The organism is Thiocapsa sp., assembly GCF_018399035.1.
Lineage (GTDB): Bacteria > Pseudomonadota > Gammaproteobacteria > Chromatiales > Chromatiaceae > Thiocapsa.
The window spans coordinates 620,227-641,640 of the sequence record NZ_CP073760.1 but is presented as its reverse complement, the minus strand read 5'-3'; the positions used below and the strand labels follow the sequence as shown (position 1 = coordinate 641,640).

Genomic DNA, 21,414 nt, shown 5'->3' with positions numbered 1-21,414 from the left:
TGCCGTTGCACCTGCTGCAAAGCGGGCGTTTGTGGCGGGTTTTCGCCGTCGCGGGTCGTCATGGCGTGACGCACCATGCGCTCACGTAAAGACTGCGCCACAGGCACCCGATGGAGACCCTCGACTTTCCCCACCACATCGACGAACCGCCCACGCTGCTGTTGTGGCGCATGGACGATCTGATGCCGCTGGTGCTGGCGCTCGTTGCCGGCATCCTCGCCGGACAGCTCACCATCGCCCTGCTGCTGGGCGCCCTGCTCTCGCACGGTTACCGGCGGTTTCGCGATCGCCAAGCCGACGGCTACGCGCTGCATCTGATCTACTGGTTCGGCCTCATGCCGCTCGGGGCACGTTCCACGCCCAACCCCTTCGCCCGGCACTACACGCCATGACCCTCGGCGACTTTCTCTCCACCTGGCGCGGTACGACCCTGGAGAACCGCGTCTGGCGCATCGCGGTGCTGGTCCTGGTCGCCTCCAACCTGATCCTGGTCGGACTCGTCGGCCAGGTCGAGCGCACCGTGGTCCTGGTCCCGCCGGTGTTGGAAGGCGAGGTCACCATCGCGCGCGAATACGCGAGCCAGCAGGTCGAGGAGTCCTGGGGTGTCTACGTCGCCCAGCTGCTCGGCAATGTCGGCCCGACCACGGTCGACGGACTCGTGCGCGTGCTCGATCCGCTGCTTGCCGGCGGGCTGCATCGCGAGGTGATGGCCTCGATCGCCGATCAGACCGAGGCGATCAAGCGCGAGAACATCGCCATGCACTTCGCCCCGCAAACCATCGCCTACGACACCGCCACCCGCACCGTCTTCGTCACCGGACAGCACAAGACCGAAGGCCCGGCGGCCGCCCCCGTGCTCAACCGACGCACCTACGAGCTGCGGGTCGAGTTCCGCAACTACCGCCCGTTGATCACCCACCTGGAGGTGTATCGCGGCGATCCGCGCAGCGCGCGCGATGCCCACCCCGAGGACGCGAACACATGATCACCCGACGCATCCCCATCCTCGCCGCCGTCCTGGCCGCGTCGAGCGCACACGCCGATCCGGCCTTCGAGATTCCCAAGGTCCCCTGCACGCTGCTCGACGCCGGGTGCACGCCGAGTGCCGTCTCCTCGGTCCTGCAGACGTCCCGCGCCGAACCCGAGGGCCTGATCCGCACCGTCATGGGCGGCGGAGCTACTCCGGCTCGGGTCACCGGCGGGAGCCTGCCGATGACCCTGGAGCTGGGTCCGCGCAACCTCGCCGTCACGCCGGGCACCACGGTGCTGATCGAGATCGCCATCGGACACCTCAACCGCATCGTCACGCCCTTTGCCGACCCGGTCGTGCACACCGTCTCGAACGCCTCGACCCAGGTCGACGGCAGTGTGGTCTATGTCGCCACCGATACCGAAGAGCCGGTGGCCCTCTATATCGGCGACGGCCAAGGCAGCACCCTCGCGTTGGCGCTGACCTTGGCGCCGCGCTACGTCCCGCCGCGCGAGGTCCGCCTCACGGTACCGGGGTACCAAGGCACGCGCGCGGGGAACGCGCCGCGCGCCGCGGTCGAGCCGGTGGCCGTCATGCCGATGCTGGCCAACGCCTCGGACCGCGACGGCGACGGCAATGGACCGGCGTACGTCTCGGACCTGGTCGAGCAGCTGCGCGCGCTGGCGCAAGGTCGGATGCCCGAAGGTTTTCGGGTCGCGAAGAGTGCGGGAGGGGCAAAGCTGCAGTGTGCCGAGGGGCTGAAGGTGCGCAGCGGCGAGCGCGCGCAGGGTCCGGCATCCGACCTGCTCAAGGCCAGGGTCGCCAACACCGCCGCGCATTCGATCACGCTCGAGCACGACACCTGCCGCCCGGACGCCGCCACAGCCACCGTGGCCGCCATGGCCGCTTGGCCGCGCCGGGTGCTCGCGCCCGGCGAGGAGACCGAGGTCTTTCTCCTCCTCGCCCGCGACGCACCTCCGCATCGCACGAGCGGACAGCCACGATGATGCATCGACACTGGGAGAGCCTCTCGCCGAACGCCAAGCGAGTCGCCGCGCTCGGCGGCGGCGTATTCGTGGTTTCGGTCCTGACGGCGGGGAGCTTTCTGTTCGCCCCGGCACACACCCCGGGCCTGCACTCGCCCTCGCCGCGCGACACCCTGGTACGCAACATCCTCACGGATGCGGATCCACGGCAACTCGGGATCGAGGCCCTGGTCAATCGCCTGGAGCGCATGGAAAAGCGCATGAGCGAGGTCCAGCGCAACCTCGAGCGCGGCGCCACCGCCGCACCGAACACGCCCGCGATCGGGCCGGCGCAGCGCGAGCAGGATCTCGGCAACGCACGCGAGCTCGAGGCGCTGCGCGGAGAGATCGATCAACTGCGCGAGGCCCTCGCCACGCAGGCGCGGCAGGCGGCAAGCCCGCCGGGATTGCCGCAGCCGGAGCGGCCCGGCGATGCGGATCGGGCATCGCCGACGGAAACCACCGCGGAGCGGCACCGACCGGCGCCGATGGAGGCGCTGTTCGGACCGCCGACGACACCGCCGGCCGCGCCGGGAGCGGCACCCTCCTCCGCCGTCCCCGCTCAGGTACAGGGACGCACCTTACAAATCCGCACCGTCGCCGCGCCGGCCTCGACGGCGCCAGTGTCGACTCCGCCCGGCACCGCCGAGCCCGGATCCGTCTATATCCCCGCCGGCGCCATCCTCAAGGGGGTCCTGCTCAACGGCATCGACATGCCGACGGGGCAGAACGCCCGCAAGGATCCGGTCCCGGCCCTGATTCGGGTCAAACACCAGGCGATCCTGCCCAACCGGGTCCGTGCGGATCTGCGCGAGTGCTTCCTGCTGGTCGGCGGCTTCGGCGATCTGGCCTCCGAGCGGGCCTATCTGCGCGGGGAGACCTTCAGCTGCATCCGCAACGACGGCGGCGTGATCGAGATCCCCATCGACGGCTACGCCGTGGGCGAGGACGGCAAGGTCGGGGTGCGCGGGCGGGTGGTCTCCAAACAAGGTGTACTGCTCGCCAAGGCGCTGCAGGCGGGGTTCCTGCAGTCCTTCTCGCAGATCTTCAACCGCATGCCGACGATCCCGGTCAACACCGGCACCGGCACGGACCTGCAGTTCCAGTCCATGCTCACGCCCCAAGCCCTCGGTGCCGCCTCGGCACAAGGCGTCGGCGGCGCGATGGATCGTCTGGCGAACTACTATCTGGACATGGCCGAGCAGCTGCTGCCGGTGATCGAGGTCGATGCGGGACGCGGGGCGGAGTTTATTCTCAACCGCGGAGTGTCGATGAAGCTGGCCGACGTGGTGGAGTAACATGGCCGGGCGATCGACGTCGGTCGCGTCGCCCGCGCCCCTATCCCGGCAACCGAGGGTCCATCGCCGCATGTCCCGCCTCGTCATGCACGTCGATCTCGACGCCTTCTATGCCGCCGTCGAGCAACGCGACCACCCCGCCTGGCGCGGACGGCCCGTGGTCGTCGGCGCCGCGCCCGGTCGGCGCGGCGTGGTCGCGACCTGCTCCTACGAGGCGCGGCGCTTCGGCGTGCACTCGGCCATGCCGATCGCCGAGGCGGTGCGCCGTCTGCCGGCGGAGACGGTCTACGTCCGCCCGGATATGGCGCGCTATGCCGAGGTGTCGCGGGAGATCATGCGGGTGCTCGGCACCCTCTCCCCGGTCGTGGAGCCGGTCTCGATCGACGAGGCGTACCTGGATGTCTCCGGGTTGGAGCGGCTGATCGGTCCGCCCGAGGTCGTCGCCCGGCGCGCCAAGGCGGCCATCCGCGCGGCGGTCGGGCTGACCGCCTCGGTGGGGATCGGCCCGAACCGCCTGATCGCCAAGCTCGCCTCGGACGCCGGCAAGCCGGATGGGCTCCTGGTCGTGCGCCCGGAAGAGGTCCGTGCCTTCCTGGATCCGATGCCGCTCGGCGCCTTGCGCGGTGTCGGCGCCGTGACGGCCCGACGCCTCGAGCAGACCGGCTTGCGGACGGTCGGCGACGTGCGTGCCCGGCCGCTCGCGGATCTGCGCCGACGCTTGGGCGCACGCACCGGCACGCAGGTGCACCTGCAGTCGAACGGAATCGCCGACGATCGGGTCTATCCCGCCACCGAACGGCGGTCAATCTCCAAGGAGACGACCTTCGCCGAGGATGTCGTGGACACCGCCGTGCTGCGCGACACCCTGCGTTGGGCGGCGCAGGAGGTGGGCTACCTGGCCCGACACGCCGCGCGCAAGGGCACGGTGGTCACCTTGAAGATCCGCCTGCGCCCCTTCGAGACCCATACCCGCTCCCGGACCCTGGCGGTGCCGACCGCGGACGATCGCGTCATCTTCGACACGGCGTGGGAGCTGTACCGTGGCGACACGCATGCCGGCCGGGCGGTGCGGCTGATCGGTCTGGGTCTCTCCGGCTGGGCGCAGGCGCCCGTGCAGCCGGATCTGTTCGCGGACATGGATCCCCGCGAGCCGGATCACGCGAATGATCGCCTCGACGCGACGCTCGATGCGATCCGACGCCGGTTCGGCAGGCACTGCATTCAGCGCGGACTCTTGCGGCGGCCATAGCGACACCGGGCGTCCTTACGTCGGCCAACCCCAGTCGCCATTGCATCCACCGAGATGAGATGCGACCACCGCATCGCGGCGATCCGCCTTCCGAAAATCTTGGATGTTCCGGTGACGCCGTCATGACCTACCTGCCGGTATCGGCGCACCACCAGGCAGTTCACGCGTGGAGCTGTCAGTCGACCAGCTTGGCTCTGAGACCGTTGCGCCCCGTTTTTTGGAGCGCTCCATCATGGACAGGAACCGACACCAGCCTGAAACCGGAACAGAACAGCAGCATGTCGCATATCGGACATTCAGTCCGGGTGGATCAGACCGAACCGGGACACCGCGTCCGCGGTCGCGTGACCCTGACCGCCTTCAGCTCGCGCGGCACATGCCAGCGCAGTTGAGACCGAGCAAGTCTTCAGCCGCCCTTCACCAAAGGGGCTGGAGTGCTGAAAGATGCCGCATCGCCGCCGGGTTCATCCCATCAAGGGATGTAGCCGGGGGGCGTTGGGGCCCAGGTTCTTCTCGTCATCAAGGGCCGCGTCGCGCCGGTCGACAACAGCGTCGGGTGCTCCGACCTCGTCCGTGATCCCATCACCCAGATCCTGGACATTGTCGATGCCCGGATAAGTCCGGCCCTGCCGATCCTCATCGATAAACTGGCGGACGTCCACGTCGATCCCATCGGTGATGACCTCCTCGTCAGCGGAGGCGGCAAGCGCGATCGCCAACAGCAGAGGACCGATGGTCACGACAGGCAGGTTCTTGGGACTCACTTTGGACCTCGCGAATGGAATTTTCGGGCGCGTAGTCCATCCGGGTGATCCCGAATGGGCCGACCGCTTGACGCTGTTCAAGCCGCTGCGGGGAGCGCGCCAAATCTTCGACCTTGCCGTGGATTCGGTGCGGACCTCCTGCTGGAGAGAGGTTCACGGAATCGCACACCTGAAATCGAGCAGGCATTAGTTGACCAGGTGGCGGGCGTGGGCGAGAGCCTCAACACCCTGATCACCCGCGAGGAATGGGCCGTGTTTCAAACGCTCACGCCCAAGGCGATAGCCGCCTGGCTGCTTGCCACCGCAACAGGTGCAGTTGCGCAAGTACCGTAAGCATCCACGTGGCGCGAAGAAACTGGCGCCAACTCGCACCCATGATCCGAAAAAAAGCCGCATGTGTCCGTCGCGCGATTGCTTGCGCAGCGCCAACAGCCCATGACGACCTGACGCCGGGTGAACGGCGTCCGATGACCGTTCACGAATCGTGACCTTCACAGCCATGGTGTAATTCGAAGCCCCGAGCACCGCCACGAAGATCTGCGCGGTGCGGATCTCCCCGCTGGCCGGATCGACGACCTCCACCGTGTGCCCGGCGTAGTCGACGAACAGCCTCTCCCCGGCACGGTGGGCCTGGCGCATAACCACTTCGAGCGACCCGCTCCAGGCCTCGTAGCGCTTGCAGAACCAGCTGTAACCGAAGCCATCGAGATGGGCGGCCCGGTATTCCTCACCACAACAGCATCAGCGTCACGCCCGGACGGCGCAGTTCCTGATGCACCGTTGCCCAGTCCGGCACCACGCGGGTGTCGGACGGCACAGCCGGTGGCGGTGGAAACAACAACCGCTCCAGCTGCGTGTCGCTCAAGGCCTCGGGCAACGGCCAACTCAGCCCCGCCGCGGCAAAGCGCCGGTCGTACTCCCCGACGCTGCTGCGCGACACCTGCAGGCTCCACCGTTGCGCAGGCGCAGGTCTTGTTCCCCCGTCTAGCCGCCCTATCAGTGGTTTCCCACGGCATCCCTCTTTAGGCACTGCGCTCATGCTGAATCCGTGCGCCGGCTCCGCGCCTGTCTGCGCGCGACATGCGCCGACCAATTCAAAAAATTCGGTGTGCCGCGTTGTTTCGGTGTTCCGCGTTCAATTTCGAGCCGCCAGCGGCGTTGATCTTCATGCAAACCAGCCGAGTCCCTGACGGTCCTTCGACCGTGCGCGCCATGTCAGCGCAGGGGCGAACCAAGGACGTCCCGGTAGAGAAGCGACGAGGTGCGTGATGCTGATCCAGATGAAGCGCTTGAAAATCAATCAAAGTAGCCTGGTTCTGGCGGCGTTGAGCAAGGCTCTGGAGCCAGCCACGGTGCCCGTGCGGATGCCCCGTGCAGGCCTGGCCATCGCTATCTGAGCAACAGGCTCGATCATCTCGACTTCCCAGGCGCCCTCGCCAAGGGCTTGCCGATCGGCTCCGGGGAGAGCGAAAGTGCCCACCGCTATGCCGTTCAACAGCGCCTCAAGCGGCCCGGCGCTTGGTGGACGCCGGGCAACGCCGAGGCCATGCTCGCCTTGCGCGTCACGCGGGCGAACGGGCAGTGGTCGATATACTGGCAAGATGACTTGAAGCAAGCGGCGTAACAGTTCCGACGACCACGTCAGTTTGGATCGTCCCCCCAAGCACCACCGGCTTGACTGTCACCCTGCTTCGCAAGATTTCTTCTGATCTCGACACATGACGGCGGTAAGATATTCGTGGAAATACCAGGGACACGCTTCAGATCCCGATAACAAGGTCCATGGAGGCTCTCGATGCACCTCTATCAGCGGCGGCCCAAGCACCAGTCGTCTCCGCCTCAGGCGGAATTCGCGCAGGGCAAGTGCTATCTTGCGCGGCAATCAGCGTTGGTGTTCGGTAGCAATCGACGCAATCCCGTGGAATGGCGCGTTGTCGTATCGTGGGCGCTCGTCGGACCCCGCCTCTACGTGCTTCCGTCGACGACGAAGCAGCATCCTGAGTTCTTCTTCCTGCCTCGTGACCGATGCTTCCTCAAGCGTCGCCGTGAGGACGCGCGCGACAGCTACCTTTGCCCTCGCGTTGAAGCATTGTCCCTCGCAGATCTCATAGAACTGGGAATTCTCGATCAACCTACCCGTCTTGACATCGCGGACTGGAAGCGCAAGCAGGAGACAACCTCGTGACCAGTGTCGCGAACCAAACTCTGGAAACGGACGAACGCCTTCGCGATCTATGGAGACGACGTGCAACCCTGTCACAGCGGGAATGGGAAGCCTTGTACTCGATTGTCCACAGTGTCCTGAAGCCGAAATTCGGCGAACTGCTCGGGCAGTTATCGGTGACGCCGGAGGAAGCCATCCAAGACTTTTTCGAAGACAAGGTGTTCGCGCTAGGGGACCACAACAGCGAGATCGATCATGCCGGTGCGCTCATGGTTTACTACAAACGGTTTTTGCTCAGTCTGCTGCGGGATCCATATCGCAAACGCCGTGTCGCAACCCCGAGTGATGCTGATAGTGTCGCGGCGTCATCTGACCAGATTGACAAAGCGGGTCTTGATCAATCGGCAAACGCGGACTCAGGCGACGACAGCTTTTCACGCCAACACCTTGAGGACTGGATCGTCGCTCAGCTGGATCCGCAGTTACCAGATGCCGATAAAGGCGGGCAGCCATCGGAGACGCGTGCTGTCGTTGCCCAGTTTATCGGCGTCGATCTAGATGAAGTGGTGCGCGAGGCGCAGGCCTTTTTGGGAGGCCAGGGAAGATGGTCGCACCTAGCGAAACAAAGCGACTGGATTCAGCTCTATCTGCGCTGCCATCTGTGCCCTGAGCAGGCGGACGCCGTCGCTCTGAGCACCCTCGCACGCAAGTACAACATTCCTTCCTATCATCACCGTGCGGTCAAGCTTGGCGTAACCGTACCGCTGCGACAGGACGCTGCGCTCGCAGCTTTTTGCAGCAGCTACCGCGGCCAGTGGTTGATCAGCCTGGGGATCAAGATCGATCCAGATCATCTCCTGGAAATCTCTCTGGCTTTAAAAGTGTTGTGCCTGGTTGCGTTGAAGAGTCAGGAGCCATGTTGATCGTGGCGTTCGGCGAGTGCAGGCCGGACTCGCCTGAGCAATCCGAAATGGCTGTATATCCGTTACCCATCGCCGACACGCATGCAGAGAGTCCGTATCCAACAGACTCGACCGGTGCACAGGGCGAGGAGCCTTTACCGTGCGCGAACTAACCCCCCCGTTGACCGTTATCGAAGCGAGTCTCTTCGATCCATCCCTACGCTTGGTCCAACGTTTTCTGGACGATGATCCCGCGCTTACCTCCGAAGAACGAACGTCACTGGCAGCCGACGAAGGCATTCAAACCCATCGGCAAGCCTTGGACGAAGCGGATGTCTCTGCCGATACCTCGGCCGTCGTCGTCCCTGTAGCACTGCCGAATCACCTCGCAGAGATGGTCAGGCAGCGTGTCGCCGTGCAGGATCGGAACTTGTCGCCTGCTCCGCTACCGGGACTCATCGTGCGCATCGATCAGGCGGTCGGTCCGGATGGCCCATTGGGATGGGACATCGCACATCCTTTCGTCGTGCTGCTATCGGAGCCGACCGAGCATCCGGACATCTGGTACGGCTGGTTGATGTCGAGCGAAACGGACTATGCCGGGCACTGGGATTTGCTGCTTGAAGAGACGGATCAAACCTATGATCCTCTTGCGGCCATGGTCCAGACTTGGAACCCTGTTCATCTCTATGTCGATGCGATCAGTGCGCCTTTGGGGCAGCTTTCGCCCGAGCGTCTGGCGACGGTGCGCGAACTCGCCCAAGATTTGGGCGGGGCACAGCCAGATGCCAGTGACGCAGCCCCGGGAACATTGGTCCAGCGAACCACCTCGGGTGACCATCTGGTGCTGACCGGCAGTCCCTTGGGAGACGGCGCCGATCCAAGGTGGCGCTATCAGGAACTGTATTTCGAGGCGGCCGGTTTCGTGCGCACCATGGCAAGGAAGGCGCTCGAGCACCTCGCTGCGCGTCAAGCTTCGTCCTGGTGGGAAAGTGTGATGACGGGTTTGAGGACCGCAGCAGAGACCGCCGGCATTACGCTTACACCGGTCACGGCGGCCACACTCGGCGACGAGGCTGCCGTGGCCGCCGGCGCAGAGCAAGTGCATCGCATCGGGGAGATGGTCGAACTTCGATTGCTGCCATCAACCGAAGGAGACGCGGTTCAACTCCACCTTGTGCTGGCGCAAACGGCACCTCTGCGTGTTGGCCTCGCACTCGGTGCTCGTGTCAGACAGCAAGCGTTGCTGACCCAGGCTGCGCCGGAAACGGATCTCTTTGCCGGCGCCGATCAGGCCTTGACGTTCTTTATTCGCGATGAAGACGATCAGGTTCGATTCTCCATGGCGTTGGGGAAGGTCAGTGATCCGCATTGATGACGACATTCAACATGCCTGGATTTGGCCGGAAGGGCGTGGCGTGTGCTGGTGGACACCCGCACGCACCGACTTCCTGGATTTAGCGACTCCCTGCCCGTTCGATGGATCTCGCACTGTTCGCGAGTTGCGTGATCGTCGTCAGCGGTTGAGCCTGCGTCACGGCCTCGCAGAGCCGCTGGCCGAGCGCATCGCCGACGTGCTTCGCACCGGTCATCGCCTGTGTCTTCATCTCAGTGGATCGCTCGACGCGATTTGGCAATGCTGCCCCTACGAATGGATGTCCTTCGACGGGCAGCCAGTCTTTGGCCAATTGTTGGTGGAGCGTTCTGCACCGGTCGAGACAACACCGCTGCCGCCGACCCATCCGCAACGGCCGATCGTCATCCTGAACTTGCTGTCCGCCGACGAGCCGATCCAGCCAACACACATGGTGCCAAGCGGGGTCGCGCAAATTATTGACGGACACGCGGCCGTCGATTATTTCCTCAACAAGGCCGATGTTTCAGCGCTTGGCGCCCTGATCGTGGTTGCGCACGGCACCGAGTCTTCGGCGGAAAGCCCATTGCGATTGCCCGATGGTTGCAGCTGGGCCTTGCCCACCCAGCGCGGCTTACCGCCGCTGGTGATCCTCATGGCCTGCGGCAATGATGACGGAAACCTCGTCTGGGATGCGCACCGGTTGCTCGCGGCCGGCGCGCGGACGGTGCTGGCACCGCTCGGTCGTCCGTGTCCGGAAGCGGCCGGGCGCTTTATCGCCGGCTTCCTTCTCGCCTGGCAAGCTGGGGAGCAGGTCGGCGACATTCTCCTCGACCTGCAACAAGCCTCGGACTCGGGGCGTGGCGCTCGCCTGATGCAAGTGGTTGGCAGAGCAGATTTGCGCATGAGCCGCGAAATCCGGCTGAAAGAATACGATGATGAGGCCTTGGCCGCGGCGGCACGCGACAGCGACGCAGACGCGCTCGGCGTCCTGATCAATCGATTAACACTTCGCTGTTTTCAGTCAGAGCTTCCCCTGGAAACGGCAGAGAACGTCTTGCGGCAGCTATTGCAGGTTGGCCGGTTTGATGCGGAGGCAGAGAAATGGCTACTTGGGCAACTTGAACGCCAGAAGGAGCAATGCTGGCTCCTGTCCCAGGCCTGGAGCAAAGCGCTGGAGGCGCTGTTCGCCGAGGCCTACGATCAGCGCAGACTCGACGAGTTGGAGCAGTATCGTCGCACGCTTGAGCGAGCCGCGGTTGTGATGCCCGCTCCGGTGTATCACTACTGGTCCAAGATTGCCTACCGACAGGGTCGCTACGCGGTGGCGCTGCGAGACGTCGCAAAAGGCCTTTCAGAACTTCAGCCAGCTGACTTGTGCACGCGAGCGGCCGGTCTGGTCGGACATTTGATCGGGCTGCTGGTCGACGTCAACCTGCCCGACCCCGCGGCGGCTTTGCATCAGCAGTTAGATGACTGCCTCGCGAACCGAGGCACCGAGGAATCCGACTGGGAACGCCATAAGCTGCAGGATCGCGCAGCGCGCATCGCCCTCCGACAAGGGCAGCCGCAGCGCGCGGTCGCATTTTTTCGGAAGAAACGGCAGGACAGCATCCGTTTTGGCGGTGATGGGCATCGCGAACTCGCATGGCTTCTCTATGCCAGCGCTTGGTGCGACCCTGTTGACGCGAGCCCGCTGGCCACCGAGGCGCAGATCAGTCTTGCGGCAGCAAACATCCAGCAGCAGGGTCTTGGCCCAGGCAACGAAGACCCCGTCTACCTGCTGCGGGCGTACGCTGCCTGGGCCTGGCGAACAGGCAATGCCGACGCCTGCCGTTTTCTCCTGGGCTTCCGCACGCTGCTGGCGGAAAGGTTGTTCACGGATGATCCCGGACCGCCCGGCTTCATCTTTGCCTTCTTGCACCTATGCCTCCGCGACGGCATCGACCTACCAACCTCGCTGCCATCATGGGACACCATCGTCGCGGCCATGGAACAAGATCGCTATTTCTTGGAACTGGCGGCCTTCAGTGCCTTACTGGGCAGGCGTGCGGCGGTAGCCAGCATGCTCCAACGGGTGCAGGCCCAGCGCTCGACAGAGACGCCATGCATCTTTCCTGGCTGGCTTGGGGGTGGCGTGCTGACGGATTGGGTGCAGTTGACCAACGAGCGTATGCGCTACGAACACGCCGTGTTAGGGGGTGAGCAGGCAGTCGCTCCGGAGCAACTGGTTAGCTCTGGGTTGCTGCCGTTGTAAGTGCGCGCTGAGACTGCACGCTTCTGTGCAGTCCATGACATCGGTCCAAAAAAGACCCGTAAACACCGTTTCGTACGCAGTGAATAAAAAGCCCGCTTGACGAGAAGGATCCCAATGACTGATCCCGAGATTTGCGAAGCACAATTAGTGTCTTTTTGTATTAAAGACTTAGAGGAAAAAACGCGTCGGGAAGAGATTTCACGGGAACTTCATGGGGCCCGTTGGCGGATGATGGTCAGCCCAGGGTACAAAACGGGATCGGCATTCGGATTTCTGAATCACCCGGCTTTTCCCGATAACGTCTTTTTCCACGTGAAAGTGCTCGGAGAGTGGGCGAAAGACGACAGCGTCAAACCTTGGACGGTCTTGGAAGTAGAGGTCACTCAGGATTTCAACGCAAAGAAGAAACAATGGGGATTCGCCGTCGAAAGAGCGCAGAAGATCTCGACCCCGTCGGAGCTGGAGATGTCGTTGAATCAGCTGCGTTGCTTTTGCTCGTCACCTGAGAGCGAGGACGCAATTGAACGCAAACGCCTGACGACGGCCTGCTTGGCGCTCGATAGTGCCTGCCAAGCCAAGATCGATGAGGCAATTGCGCTTGGCCGCCACGATAAGGCTTTGCTGGGAAAGTTCTACGCCATCGGTAAACGTTCTGGCCCTTCTTATCGAGAGGCAAAAGGCTTCATTGAAGCGTTCGAAGAGATCAGCGAACGCCGTCCGGACTTGGCCAGCAAAGCGCGGTTCAATGCGGAGAAAGGCGCTACTGCCGCCGCTCGCGGATCGGAGGCGGCGCAACGCAAACGCCAGGGACAGCCGATTTCCAGCATTCGCGCCCCCAAAAGTGCCAGACAGGATGCGAACAAGCCGCTGCCAGTGCTTGGCAGAACCGAGCTCCCCCAGGAATCCCTGCAGGAGCTGCACCCTCACGACTTGCGTGCATTGTCCCAGCAGCCTGACTGGCAACTGCTGATCGACGAAACTGGAAGTTCATTTGGTCCCGAGGCGAATCACCTTGCTGACACGGATCGCGCGCTTGGCCGATTCGTCGGACTTCTTTTGCCGAAGCAAGGCGCGCGTCTCGCTCCGCTTCCGCCGGGCTGGCACGCTGTCGATCAAAGCATCGGGGAGATCGACCGTGTCGTCCAGGCCATACTCGATGTCCCGGTTGGTGTTCTCGGCATCACGGTGCAACAACTGCCGGAAGCACCCGGCGAGCGCTGGGCCTTCGGAGTGATCCGTCTGCTCGATTTGGTGCTTCGTCTGATGCCGGTGGATGGTGCCACCCGCTTGGAGGTGCTGATCGAGCAGCGCGGTGCCGACTTCAAGGGCGGAACCCAGTGGCCCGCGGTCGCCGAGCAGGCACGCCTGCGCCTTGCGGAGGCCTATCCCGAGCGCGCTCGGTTGATCGAGCTGAAGATCCGCACCATCACGAAACAGGATTCGCCCTATAACGGCTACGTGGACGCCTTGGCCTTCATCTCATCGCGCGCGTCCGAGCATTCGCGTGCCTGCCTCAAGGCGTCGGGTCTTGCCGGCACCTGCCTGCTCGATGGCGACGCGGAGATCTTGGGTCGTGCGTTGGAATGGATGCACCGGAGCCGTTCGCTCGACGGTCGCGATTGGACCGCCCTCTTGTCCCATCCGGATGCCGGGCAACCAAGCAGCCTGGTCAATACGCTGCTCGAACGGCTCGGCCATGCGGCGCAGGACGATCCGGCTTTGTGGCGGCGCTATCTCGAACATGTCACGGGACATTTCGACAGCCGAAGCCTGGATCTTCCCGTGCTCGGCCAGCAGGTCATCTGGCTCGATCGCTGGAAATCGGTCGACCAGGCATTGCCGTCAACCTTGAGGTTGCTTTGGCTCACCGCCCAGTTGGGGCGCTCCAACCACCTCGGGCAGACCGAACAACCCTGGATCGAGGAGATGCGAGCACTCGCGGATCAACTGGTGGACGAGGATGCGCGGCTTGTCTGTCGTGCCGAACTCAATCTGGCGGTGACGGCAACGAACTCCTACGACTTCGCGCAAGCCAAGCGGGCGTTACAACGTTGGAATCCATCGGCGACGACGTTCAATGGCCTTCATGGACTCATGCAGAATCCAATCGGCGCCTCAATGCAAGCGTCCGGCGGAGTCAGTTCGCCAAAGGCGACCGCCGGCTTACGCTATTGGGGGCAGGTTCGTTCCAGCATCGGTCAGCATATCGCCTTCCTGAACGATCCCGCCGGTGCCATCCCCTACTTCGACGAGGCGTTGGAGAGTTTTCAACGACTCTCCGACCAAGAAGCGGCCCGCCGGGAGATCGGTCAGACCCAGACCTATCGCGCCATTGCCCTTATGGACGACCCAGCCCAAGATGCGTTGAGCGTGTGCGCGGCCGTGGAGTCCGTCACCGGGCCGATGCCCGCTGCCCTGAAGACATTGGCCGCTTCGGTGGCCACGGCGGACAAATACGCCCATCACCTGGCCTTACGCTGGCTCGTCCACAGGCCAGATCCGAGCATGGCCCAACAGTATCTGGCGCAACGGGCGGCGTGGGATCAGGCGGAAGGTCATCCCTGGCCGCTTATTCAGCTCTACCGCGGCCTGCTGCTTTACCCCGAAGACGCGGAAGCGGCCAGGGAGCTTGCCATCGCCGGTGCCCTGCTGGCCTTTACCGAAGAGAGCGGACCAGTGGTGCGTCTCATCGGCGCCTGTTGCCGCACCATCGCCGCCGGATGGGGAGAACCCTGGGAGGCGGCGGAGCCAGTGCTGAATGATCTGACAGAGGAACTGCCACTAGCCAAAGAGCGGATCCGCCTCCTCCGAAGCGCGCTGACGCAGCCCACTGACCCGTTGGATCTATTGCGCGCCGTGCTGCCGTTCAATTTTAGATGAGGGGTGTTTGACGCAGCCGTAAGGCCGGCCTGGGATGGGTCGGAGACATGGCAAGACCTGGTTTTCGCCGAGCGTAAGTCGTCAGGACCGGCTACCCTCAAGCGAGGTCTCGCAATGCCTTTTCCGTGCGATGCCAGAGTTCACCAAGTTCGACATACGCACTCTTCCGCTCGCGCAGCGGATGTAACGTCTCAAGCACCTGTTTCAGGCATTCGCGCTTTTCGCTTGGCGCGGCGAGTTCATAGCAATTCCAGTAACCTTTCGCCAGGATAATCCGAATGTCTGCCCGCTTCGGATACTGGGCCACCAGGGCGTGCAGGAGCTTGAGTGACTCCTCGAAGTAGCATAGGGCCACCGCCTCATCTCCGGCGGCTTGCGCCAGACTGCCGAGATTGAACAGCGACTTCGCCAGGCTCTTTCGGAGATCCAAGCGCTCCGGTTCCTGCACTGCCAGCGCCCGCATGACCTCCAGTGACTCCTCGAAGGAGCCTCGTGCGCCCGCCGCGTTGGCCGCGGTCCGCCCTGACCGGCCGAGGTTGTTCGCGGATGCCGACAGATCCTGCCTCAGTTCAGAGTGCTCCGGCTTTGGCGTTACGAGCGTACGTAAGCTCTGCAGCGACTCTTGGAAGTAGCCCTGCGCCCCCGCCTCGTCCCCGGCAGCTAGCGCCAACTGACCGACGTTGTTCAGCGCCACCGCCAAGGTCCGCTTTAGATCCGATTGATCCGGCTCCATCGCGACTAGGGCGCGTAGGATCTCCAGCGACTCTTCGTAGCAGCCCCGCGCACCCGACTCATCGCCCGCGTCTTCCGCCAGACTGCCGAGGTTAACCAGCAACTTTGCTAGGCGCGATCTGAGGTCCGAGCGCTCCGGATCCTGCGCCACCAGGGCACGCAGAATCTCCAGCAACTCCTCGAAGTAAGCTCGCGCACCCGCAGCGTCGCCCAATGCCTGCTCGATGGCGCCGAAAATGCCTAGGTTCTTTGACAGATCCCGTTTCAGGTCCGAGCGCCCTGGCTTGTTTGCCAACAGTGCGCGCCGGACCTCGAACGACTCTTCCAAGTAGCCCTTCGCACCCGTCCAATCGCCCGCATCCCCCGCCAACTGGTGCAGGTCGACCAGTGTCATCGCGAGGCCCTGCCACAGGGTTTCCCACCCCGGCCTCTGTACGACAATGGCGCGCCGAATTTTCAGCGACTCCTCGAAGTAAATCCGCGCGGCCGTCGAGTCGCCCGTCTCCTTCGCCAGTTTACCGAGACTGCTGAGCGACTTCGCCAACTGATCTCTCAGGTCCCAGCGCTCCGGCTCCTGTGCGACCAGAGCGCGCATGATCTTCAACGCCTCTTCTAGGACGCCGCGCGCTTGCGCTTCGTCGCCCGCGTTACGCGCCAACTCGCCGTGATCTATCAGCGCCCCCGCCAGATCCCTCCTGAGGTTCGCGCGGTCTGGTGCCTGCGCTTCCAGGGATCGCAGGATCCGAATCGATTCCTCGATGAAGCCCCCGGTGCCTGCCTCGTCGGCCGCGAGTCTCGCCGACAAGTAGCGCATGCGTAAAGAACTGGCTAGCTCATACTTCAGGTCCGAGCGTTCCGGCTCCTGCGCCACCAAGGCACGCTGGATCTCAAGCGACTCGTCTAAATAGCACCAGACGCCCGTCGCGTCGCCAGTGGCCGCCGCCAGATCGCCAAAGAGTTCCAGTGTCCTCGCCAGGTTCCGCCTGAGGTCTAAGCGCTCCGGCTCTCGCTCGACCAGGGCGCGCCGGATCTCCAGTGACTCCTCGTAGTAAACTCGCGCACCAGACCCGTCGCCCGTCTCCTTCGCCAGTTTACCGAGACTGCTGAGCGATTCCGCCAAACGATCTCTCAGGTCCCAGCGCTCCGGCTCCTGTGCGACCAGCGCGCGCCGGATCTCCAACGACTCCTCGCAGTAAACCTGCGCACCAGCCAAGTCGCCCGTGGCCTTCGCCAGGTCACCGAGCTTCTCCAACGATTTCGCCAGCTGATCTCTCAGGTCCCAGCGCTCCGGCTCCTGTGCGACCAGAGCGCGCATGATCTTCAACGCCTCTTCTAGATAGCCGCGTGCTCGCGCTTCATCGCCCGTGTTCCGCGCCAGCCGGCTGTGGCCGATCAGCGCCTCCGCCAGTTCGTGCCTCAGGTCCGTGCGCTCCGGCTCCTGTTCGACCAAGGTATGCCATATCTGCAGCGACTCCTGATAGCGTTTCCGGGCTTCAGAATTGTCGAACTCGCCTTCGGCCAGGCTGGCGAGGTTACGAAGCGTGCACGCCAGCCTCTGTCTAAGGTCCAGGCTCCCTGGCTTCCGTGCAACCAGATCTCGCAGCATCGCCAGCGACTCCTCAAGGTAGCACCGCGCACTCACGGCGTCGCCGTCCGCATACGCCAGCTCGCCGAGGTTGTTCTTGACGGCAGCCAGGTCTCGCCTCAGATCCGAACGCTCGGGTGCCTGCGTCACCAAGGCGCGCATGATCTCATACGACTCTTCGTGATAACCGCGGGCACCTGCCTGGTCATCGGTAGCCAGAGACAACCGGCCGAGCACGTCCAGCGACGCCGCCAGCGCTTGGCTTAGGTCCGTCCGCGCCGGCTCCCGTGCGACCATAGCGCGGTCGATTTCCAACGACTCTTCAAAATACCTCCGAGCGCCAACCGAGTCCCCCGAATCTTTCGCTAGCCTGCCGAGGGCGTGCAGCGAAACCGCCAGTTCGTGCCTCATGGACGTGCGCTGCGGCTCGTGCACCACTAGGGCGCGAAGGAGCGCCAGCGACTCCTCGAGGCAGTCCCTTGCACACAATAAGTCTCCCGTTACCTGTGCCAACTGACCGAGGAGGATCAGCGACCTCGCGAGTTCCCTCGTCAGGTCCAAGCGCTCGGGCTCCTGCGCCACCAGGGCACGCCGGATCTGCAGTGACTCCTCGTGGTGTTTCTGAGGTCCAGCCACGCCGCCCGTATCCGTTGCCAGGTCACCGAGTTCGTCAAGCGATACCGCCAGGTTCCGTCTGAGGTCGGATCGCCCCGGCTCCAACGCCACGAGGTCCCGCAGGATCTCCAGGGACTCCTTGACGTAACCCCGCGCGCCGGCCGTGTCGGCCTCGGTCTGCATCAACTGGCCGAGGCGAACCAGCGCCATCGCCAGATCCCGCCTTTGGTCCGTGCATCCCGCCTCCTGCACTACCAGGGCGCGAGCAATCTTGAGTGACTCCTCGAGATGCACCCTTGCTGCTCCCGCGTCGCCCATGGCCCGAGCCAAAGTGCCGAGACTTCTCAGCGAGCTTGACAAGCTGCCCCGCCAATTGGAGCGCTCCGGCTCTTGATTCACCAGGCCTCGAAAAACCTTCACCGACTCATCCCAGAGCTTCATGGCTCCGGCGCTGTCGCCGGTGTCCTCCGCCAGGGTGCCCAGCTCGTGCAGGGCCATCCCGAGACCACCCATCAGGTTCTGCCTCAGCTCCGGGCATCGCGGGTCCTGCGCGACCAGGGCGCGGAGCAGGTCCAGTGACTCCTCATAGTGTTTCCGAGCTCGTTCCCCCTCGCCCGTGATCCGCGCCAATTCGCCGAGGCCGGTTAGTGTCCACCCCAGGACCGCCTGCCACAGTTCCGCGCGTAACGGCTCACGCGCGATCAGTGTCCGCGCAACCCTCAAACAGCTCTCCCAGACCTTCGCGGTTACAGGGCTGAATCCGTGCGTGAGCAGCCAGACTGAAGCATCGGAAACCGAGTAAATGAATCGTTCACCCAGCCGCGATTCCGAGCAAGCTCGCTCCGTCAGCGCTGCGAGGCTGGCTTGGACGGTGGTGCCATCGGATCGAAAGACCGGTCCCAGGGCCTTCAGCGCACTGCCGAGCAGCCGGGTACGCACGGCGTCACCTTCGAGCTCCAGCAGCACGGTCAAGACATCGCCGCGCCCCTGTTCAGCCAGTGCCGCGGTGACAGTCTCCAGGGCTCCAGTCAGCTCGTCGAAATGGTCGGAGTCGGTGTCTCTAACCCCGTCCGCGCTCCGCGCCCAGCCGAGCAACTCGTCCGCTATCGGCAGCGTACGGGGGTGGATCTGCCGCAGCAGCTCGCGCAGCAGTACCTGCTCGCACAGGCGCTGTTGGCTAAAGCCGTAGCCGGCCACGCAGCGGTCGGCGCCCTCGCCGGCTTCGATGGGACGCATCAGCAGCGAGGCGGCGACCAGTTCTTCCACCGGGTCCAGCTTGACGACACGCAGCGCATTGTCGACGCCCAGGCGGGCGCGCCACTCGGCGATCCAGGCATCCGCCTCCTCCACCGGCAGGAACGGGATACGACGCTCGAACATCAACGCGCCGAGGCGCTGGAGGTGTCCGGCGATGCCGGGCAGGTCCGCCTGCAGTCGGTCCAGGTAGGCGCCGAGCAAGGGGCCCTCGTCCAAATCCGATGGCGGATCGGAGCGACCGCGGAAAGTTTCGTGGAACAGATGCAGGTACAGCGGGGCGCGCACCAGCTCGCGCAGGCTAGGCTCGAGCCGGTCGAAGGGCACGGGGCAGCTCTGGGCCGGGCGGCGTTGCTGGTGCAATTCGTACGCTTCACGCGCCTCGGCAGCGGCGAAGGGTCGTAGCTCCAGAAAGGGGACTTCTTTGTCGCGCGGGTCGCTGAAGCTGGCAAGGTAGCGGGCATTGGCCAGCACCTCGCTGCCGTGCTGCAAGAGGTCGCGATGGCGCTGGGCGAGGGACTGGTAGGCGCCGCTGCGCAGGCTCACCACCAGGCGCAGCCAGGGGTGACGCTCCAGCGCGGGCAGGAAGTCGTCGAGCGCTTTCAGCAGGTCGGTGAAGCGGTCGGCCTCGTTGAGGGCGTCCAGGATCAGCCAGACGCGCCGGTCGGCGTCGAGATCCTGCGCGGCAGTGGCGTCCAGATGCCGGCACAGGTCGTCGAGGTCGGTGAATGCACCGCTGGCGATGCCGGCACGTCGAAGCACCGCCTCGCACAGGGTCTGGCGTCCGGACCAGGCGGCGTCGCCCTTGTAGGCCTCGGCGCCGGAGAGGAACAGCACCACATCGCCAGCGCCGCGGCGGGCGAGATACCCCAAGGCGTCGGTCTGGGCCTGGTCGCGTGACTGGTCTCCATCCGGTTGCTCGGTAAGCAGGCCGTCTACCAGCCGGGCCAGCAGTGAGCTCTTGCCGGAGCCGGCCTCGCCGAGCAGCAGCAGGCCGCGGCCGGGTTGGTCGAGAACCTGCTTCAGCAGACCGTCGACGCCGGCTCGCTCCAGATAAGCCTCCGGGAAGTACTTGCGCCCGCGCAGCGCGTTCAGGGTGTCTTCGGCGGTGACCGCAGCCCAACTCACCAGGCTCCAGCGTTGGGTCTGTGCGCGATCGACGCCGAGCTGGACCTCTTTCAGCGCGAGGCCGGCCTGGATCGGGCCCACCAACTCGGGCAGCTCGCAATGGCTGCGCACGCCGAGCACGGCGATCTTCTTCGCGCCGATACCGTCTACCAGGCCCACGGGCTCGATCAGGCCGCCGCCGGGCAACCCTTGTTCCGCACCCTCGGTGTCCAGCGGCACGAACAGTGGGTAGACCGGCAGATCGACTGCAGCGGTGCTGGCCAGGAGGCCGCTAGCGCCCCAGCCGAGGGCGGCGACCTCCGGGCCGTTCTCGATGGCGAAGCGCAGGTCCGCATGGGCGCCTTGCAGGCGAATCGCTGCCGGCGCGTCGGTGTCGGTCCCGATCCGGCGCCATAGGGTCAATTCACCGGCCGGGAACAGCCGTTGCACCATGGCCTCGGAGACGGCGAGCAGACGTGGCAACAGCGCCTGCTCGGCGCCCTCCTCCACGGTGCGGGTGGCCTCGCGGTGGGCGCGGTCGTTGCGCGCCTTCCACAGGGCATCGTTCAGGCTCTGGGCGGCCGGTCCTTGCTGCCCCGGCAGACCGGCCAACAACGCGGACCAGGGATGGTTGGCTGGCAGCTTGCCGTGGCGATTGACCTCGAGCCAGGCGGCGACCAGGTCGGGGAAGGCGCTGGCGCGCTCGGGACGCTCCTGCAGGCGCCCGGACCAGAACTTGGCGAGTTGGTCGCAGAGCAGGCTCCAGTCGTACCAGTGCGGCAGGCGCAAGCCGCGAATGGGTCCCTGGAGCTGGCGGCAGACGGTGTCGCAGGCCAGGTAGTCCGCGAGCAGCAGCAGCGCGGTGGCTCGCATGGCCTGATAGCCGGCGAAGATGGCGTTGGCGGCCCGGTCGCGAGCGGCGAGTCGCGCGTCGGCGGCATGGGCCAGCGGATAGGCGATGGGGAACGGCAGGCTGTCGAGGTCCAAACCTTCGGCGTCGGCATGCGGCGACACCGGCAGCTGAGCGGGGAGAAACTCCTCCCCGCAGTCGTCATTTATGCAGCGGTACTTCCCGACCTTGCGAAAGAAGCGCAGCGTTGCTTCGCCACATACTGGGCAGCGTTCGTTCGCGTTGGACATGGACCTGTCTCCCTGTCGTGGTCATTGGTGCTGAACGCGCGGCTTGATCCAGTCAAGACGGGTTCGGGGCTGTGCGCGGTGACATTGTCGGAGTCCTCGCCGCTGAGGGCCAGACCCA

The 21,414-nt window shown here is 64.6% G+C and carries 12 protein-coding genes and 2 pseudogenes; 11 read left to right on the top strand and 3 right to left on the bottom strand.

Annotation, left to right across the window (positions count from 1 at the left end; translation table 11 throughout):
* The first annotated feature begins 110 nt into the window (after positions 1-110).
* The 5 genes from traL to dinB all read left to right on the top strand — a co-directional run bounded on the left by traL (position 111) and on the right by dinB (position 4,542).
* Positions 111-392: a type IV conjugative transfer system protein TraL gene (traL, locus tag KFB96_RS02975; RefSeq protein WP_213458888.1), complete on the top strand. Its 282-nt coding sequence runs from the start codon at positions 111-113 to the stop codon at positions 390-392.
* Entirely contained in the window at positions 389-985 is a 597-nt protein-coding gene (locus tag KFB96_RS02970) for a TraE/TraK family type IV conjugative transfer system protein (RefSeq protein WP_213458887.1), read from the top strand. The genes traL and KFB96_RS02970 overlap by 4 nt, the downstream gene beginning before the upstream one ends.
* Entirely contained in the window at positions 982-1,977 is a 996-nt protein-coding gene (locus KFB96_RS02965; protein WP_213458886.1) for a type-F conjugative transfer system secretin TraK, read from the top strand. Before KFB96_RS02970 ends, KFB96_RS02965 begins: the two co-directional genes overlap by 4 nt.
* The gene (locus KFB96_RS02960; RefSeq protein WP_213458885.1) at positions 1,974-3,293 is read left to right on the top strand and encodes a TrbI/VirB10 family protein; all 1,320 of its coding nucleotides are present in this window, start codon (positions 1,974-1,976) and stop codon (positions 3,291-3,293) included. Before KFB96_RS02965 ends, KFB96_RS02960 begins: the two co-directional genes overlap by 4 nt.
* Before the next feature lie 70 nt (positions 3,294-3,363).
* Entirely contained in the window at positions 3,364-4,542 is a 1,179-nt protein-coding gene (gene dinB, locus KFB96_RS02955; protein ID WP_213458884.1) for a DNA polymerase IV, read from the top strand.
* Positions 4,543-5,006: 464 nt separating this feature from the next.
* Here dinB and KFB96_RS02950 read toward each other — a convergent pair whose 3' ends face one another.
* Positions 5,007-5,306 carry a hypothetical protein gene (locus KFB96_RS02950; RefSeq protein WP_213458883.1) on the bottom strand — a complete coding sequence of 100 codons (300 nt, stop codon included), beginning with the start codon at positions 5,304-5,306 and terminating at the stop codon, positions 5,007-5,009.
* A 495-nt stretch (positions 5,307-5,801) separates the two neighbouring features.
* A pseudogene (locus KFB96_RS02945) lies at positions 5,802-6,255 on the bottom strand (IS21 family transposase); the annotation flags it as partial.
* Between the two features lie 328 nt (positions 6,256-6,583).
* Between KFB96_RS02945 and KFB96_RS26295 the strand changes: the two are divergent.
* From KFB96_RS26295 to KFB96_RS02920, 6 genes and pseudogenes are all read left to right on the top strand, one after another.
* Positions 6,584-6,930 (top strand): annotated as a pseudogene (locus tag KFB96_RS26295) (ISKra4 family transposase); the annotation flags it as partial.
* 171 nt (positions 6,931-7,101) lie between these two features.
* Positions 7,102-7,491 carry a hypothetical protein gene (locus tag KFB96_RS02940; RefSeq protein WP_213458882.1) on the top strand — a complete coding sequence of 130 codons (390 nt, stop codon included), beginning with the start codon at positions 7,102-7,104 and terminating at the stop codon, positions 7,489-7,491.
* Positions 7,488-8,393, top strand: coding sequence for a hypothetical protein (locus KFB96_RS02935; RefSeq protein WP_213458881.1), 906 nt, complete (start codon positions 7,488-7,490; stop codon positions 8,391-8,393). The genes KFB96_RS02940 and KFB96_RS02935 overlap by 4 nt, the downstream gene beginning before the upstream one ends.
* A gap of 160 nt (positions 8,394-8,553) precedes the next feature.
* On the top strand, positions 8,554-9,747 hold the full coding sequence (locus tag KFB96_RS02930) for a hypothetical protein (protein WP_213501704.1): 1,194 nt from the start codon (positions 8,554-8,556) through the stop codon (positions 9,745-9,747).
* Positions 9,734-11,983, top strand: a complete 2,250-nt coding sequence (locus KFB96_RS02925; protein WP_213458879.1) for a hypothetical protein — start codon at positions 9,734-9,736, stop codon at positions 11,981-11,983. The genes KFB96_RS02930 and KFB96_RS02925 overlap by 14 nt, the downstream gene beginning before the upstream one ends.
* Before the next feature lie 114 nt (positions 11,984-12,097).
* Complete coding sequence (locus KFB96_RS02920) at positions 12,098-14,863, top strand: hypothetical protein (protein WP_213458878.1); 2,766 nt, start codon at positions 12,098-12,100, stop codon at positions 14,861-14,863.
* A gap of 97 nt (positions 14,864-14,960) precedes the next feature.
* Here the strand turns inward: KFB96_RS02920 and KFB96_RS02915 are convergent, their stop codons facing one another.
* Positions 14,961-21,296 carry an ATP-binding protein gene (locus KFB96_RS02915; RefSeq protein WP_213458877.1) on the bottom strand — a complete coding sequence of 2,112 codons (6,336 nt, stop codon included), beginning with the start codon at positions 21,294-21,296 and terminating at the stop codon, positions 14,961-14,963.
* Positions 21,297-21,414: the final 118 nt, after the last annotated feature.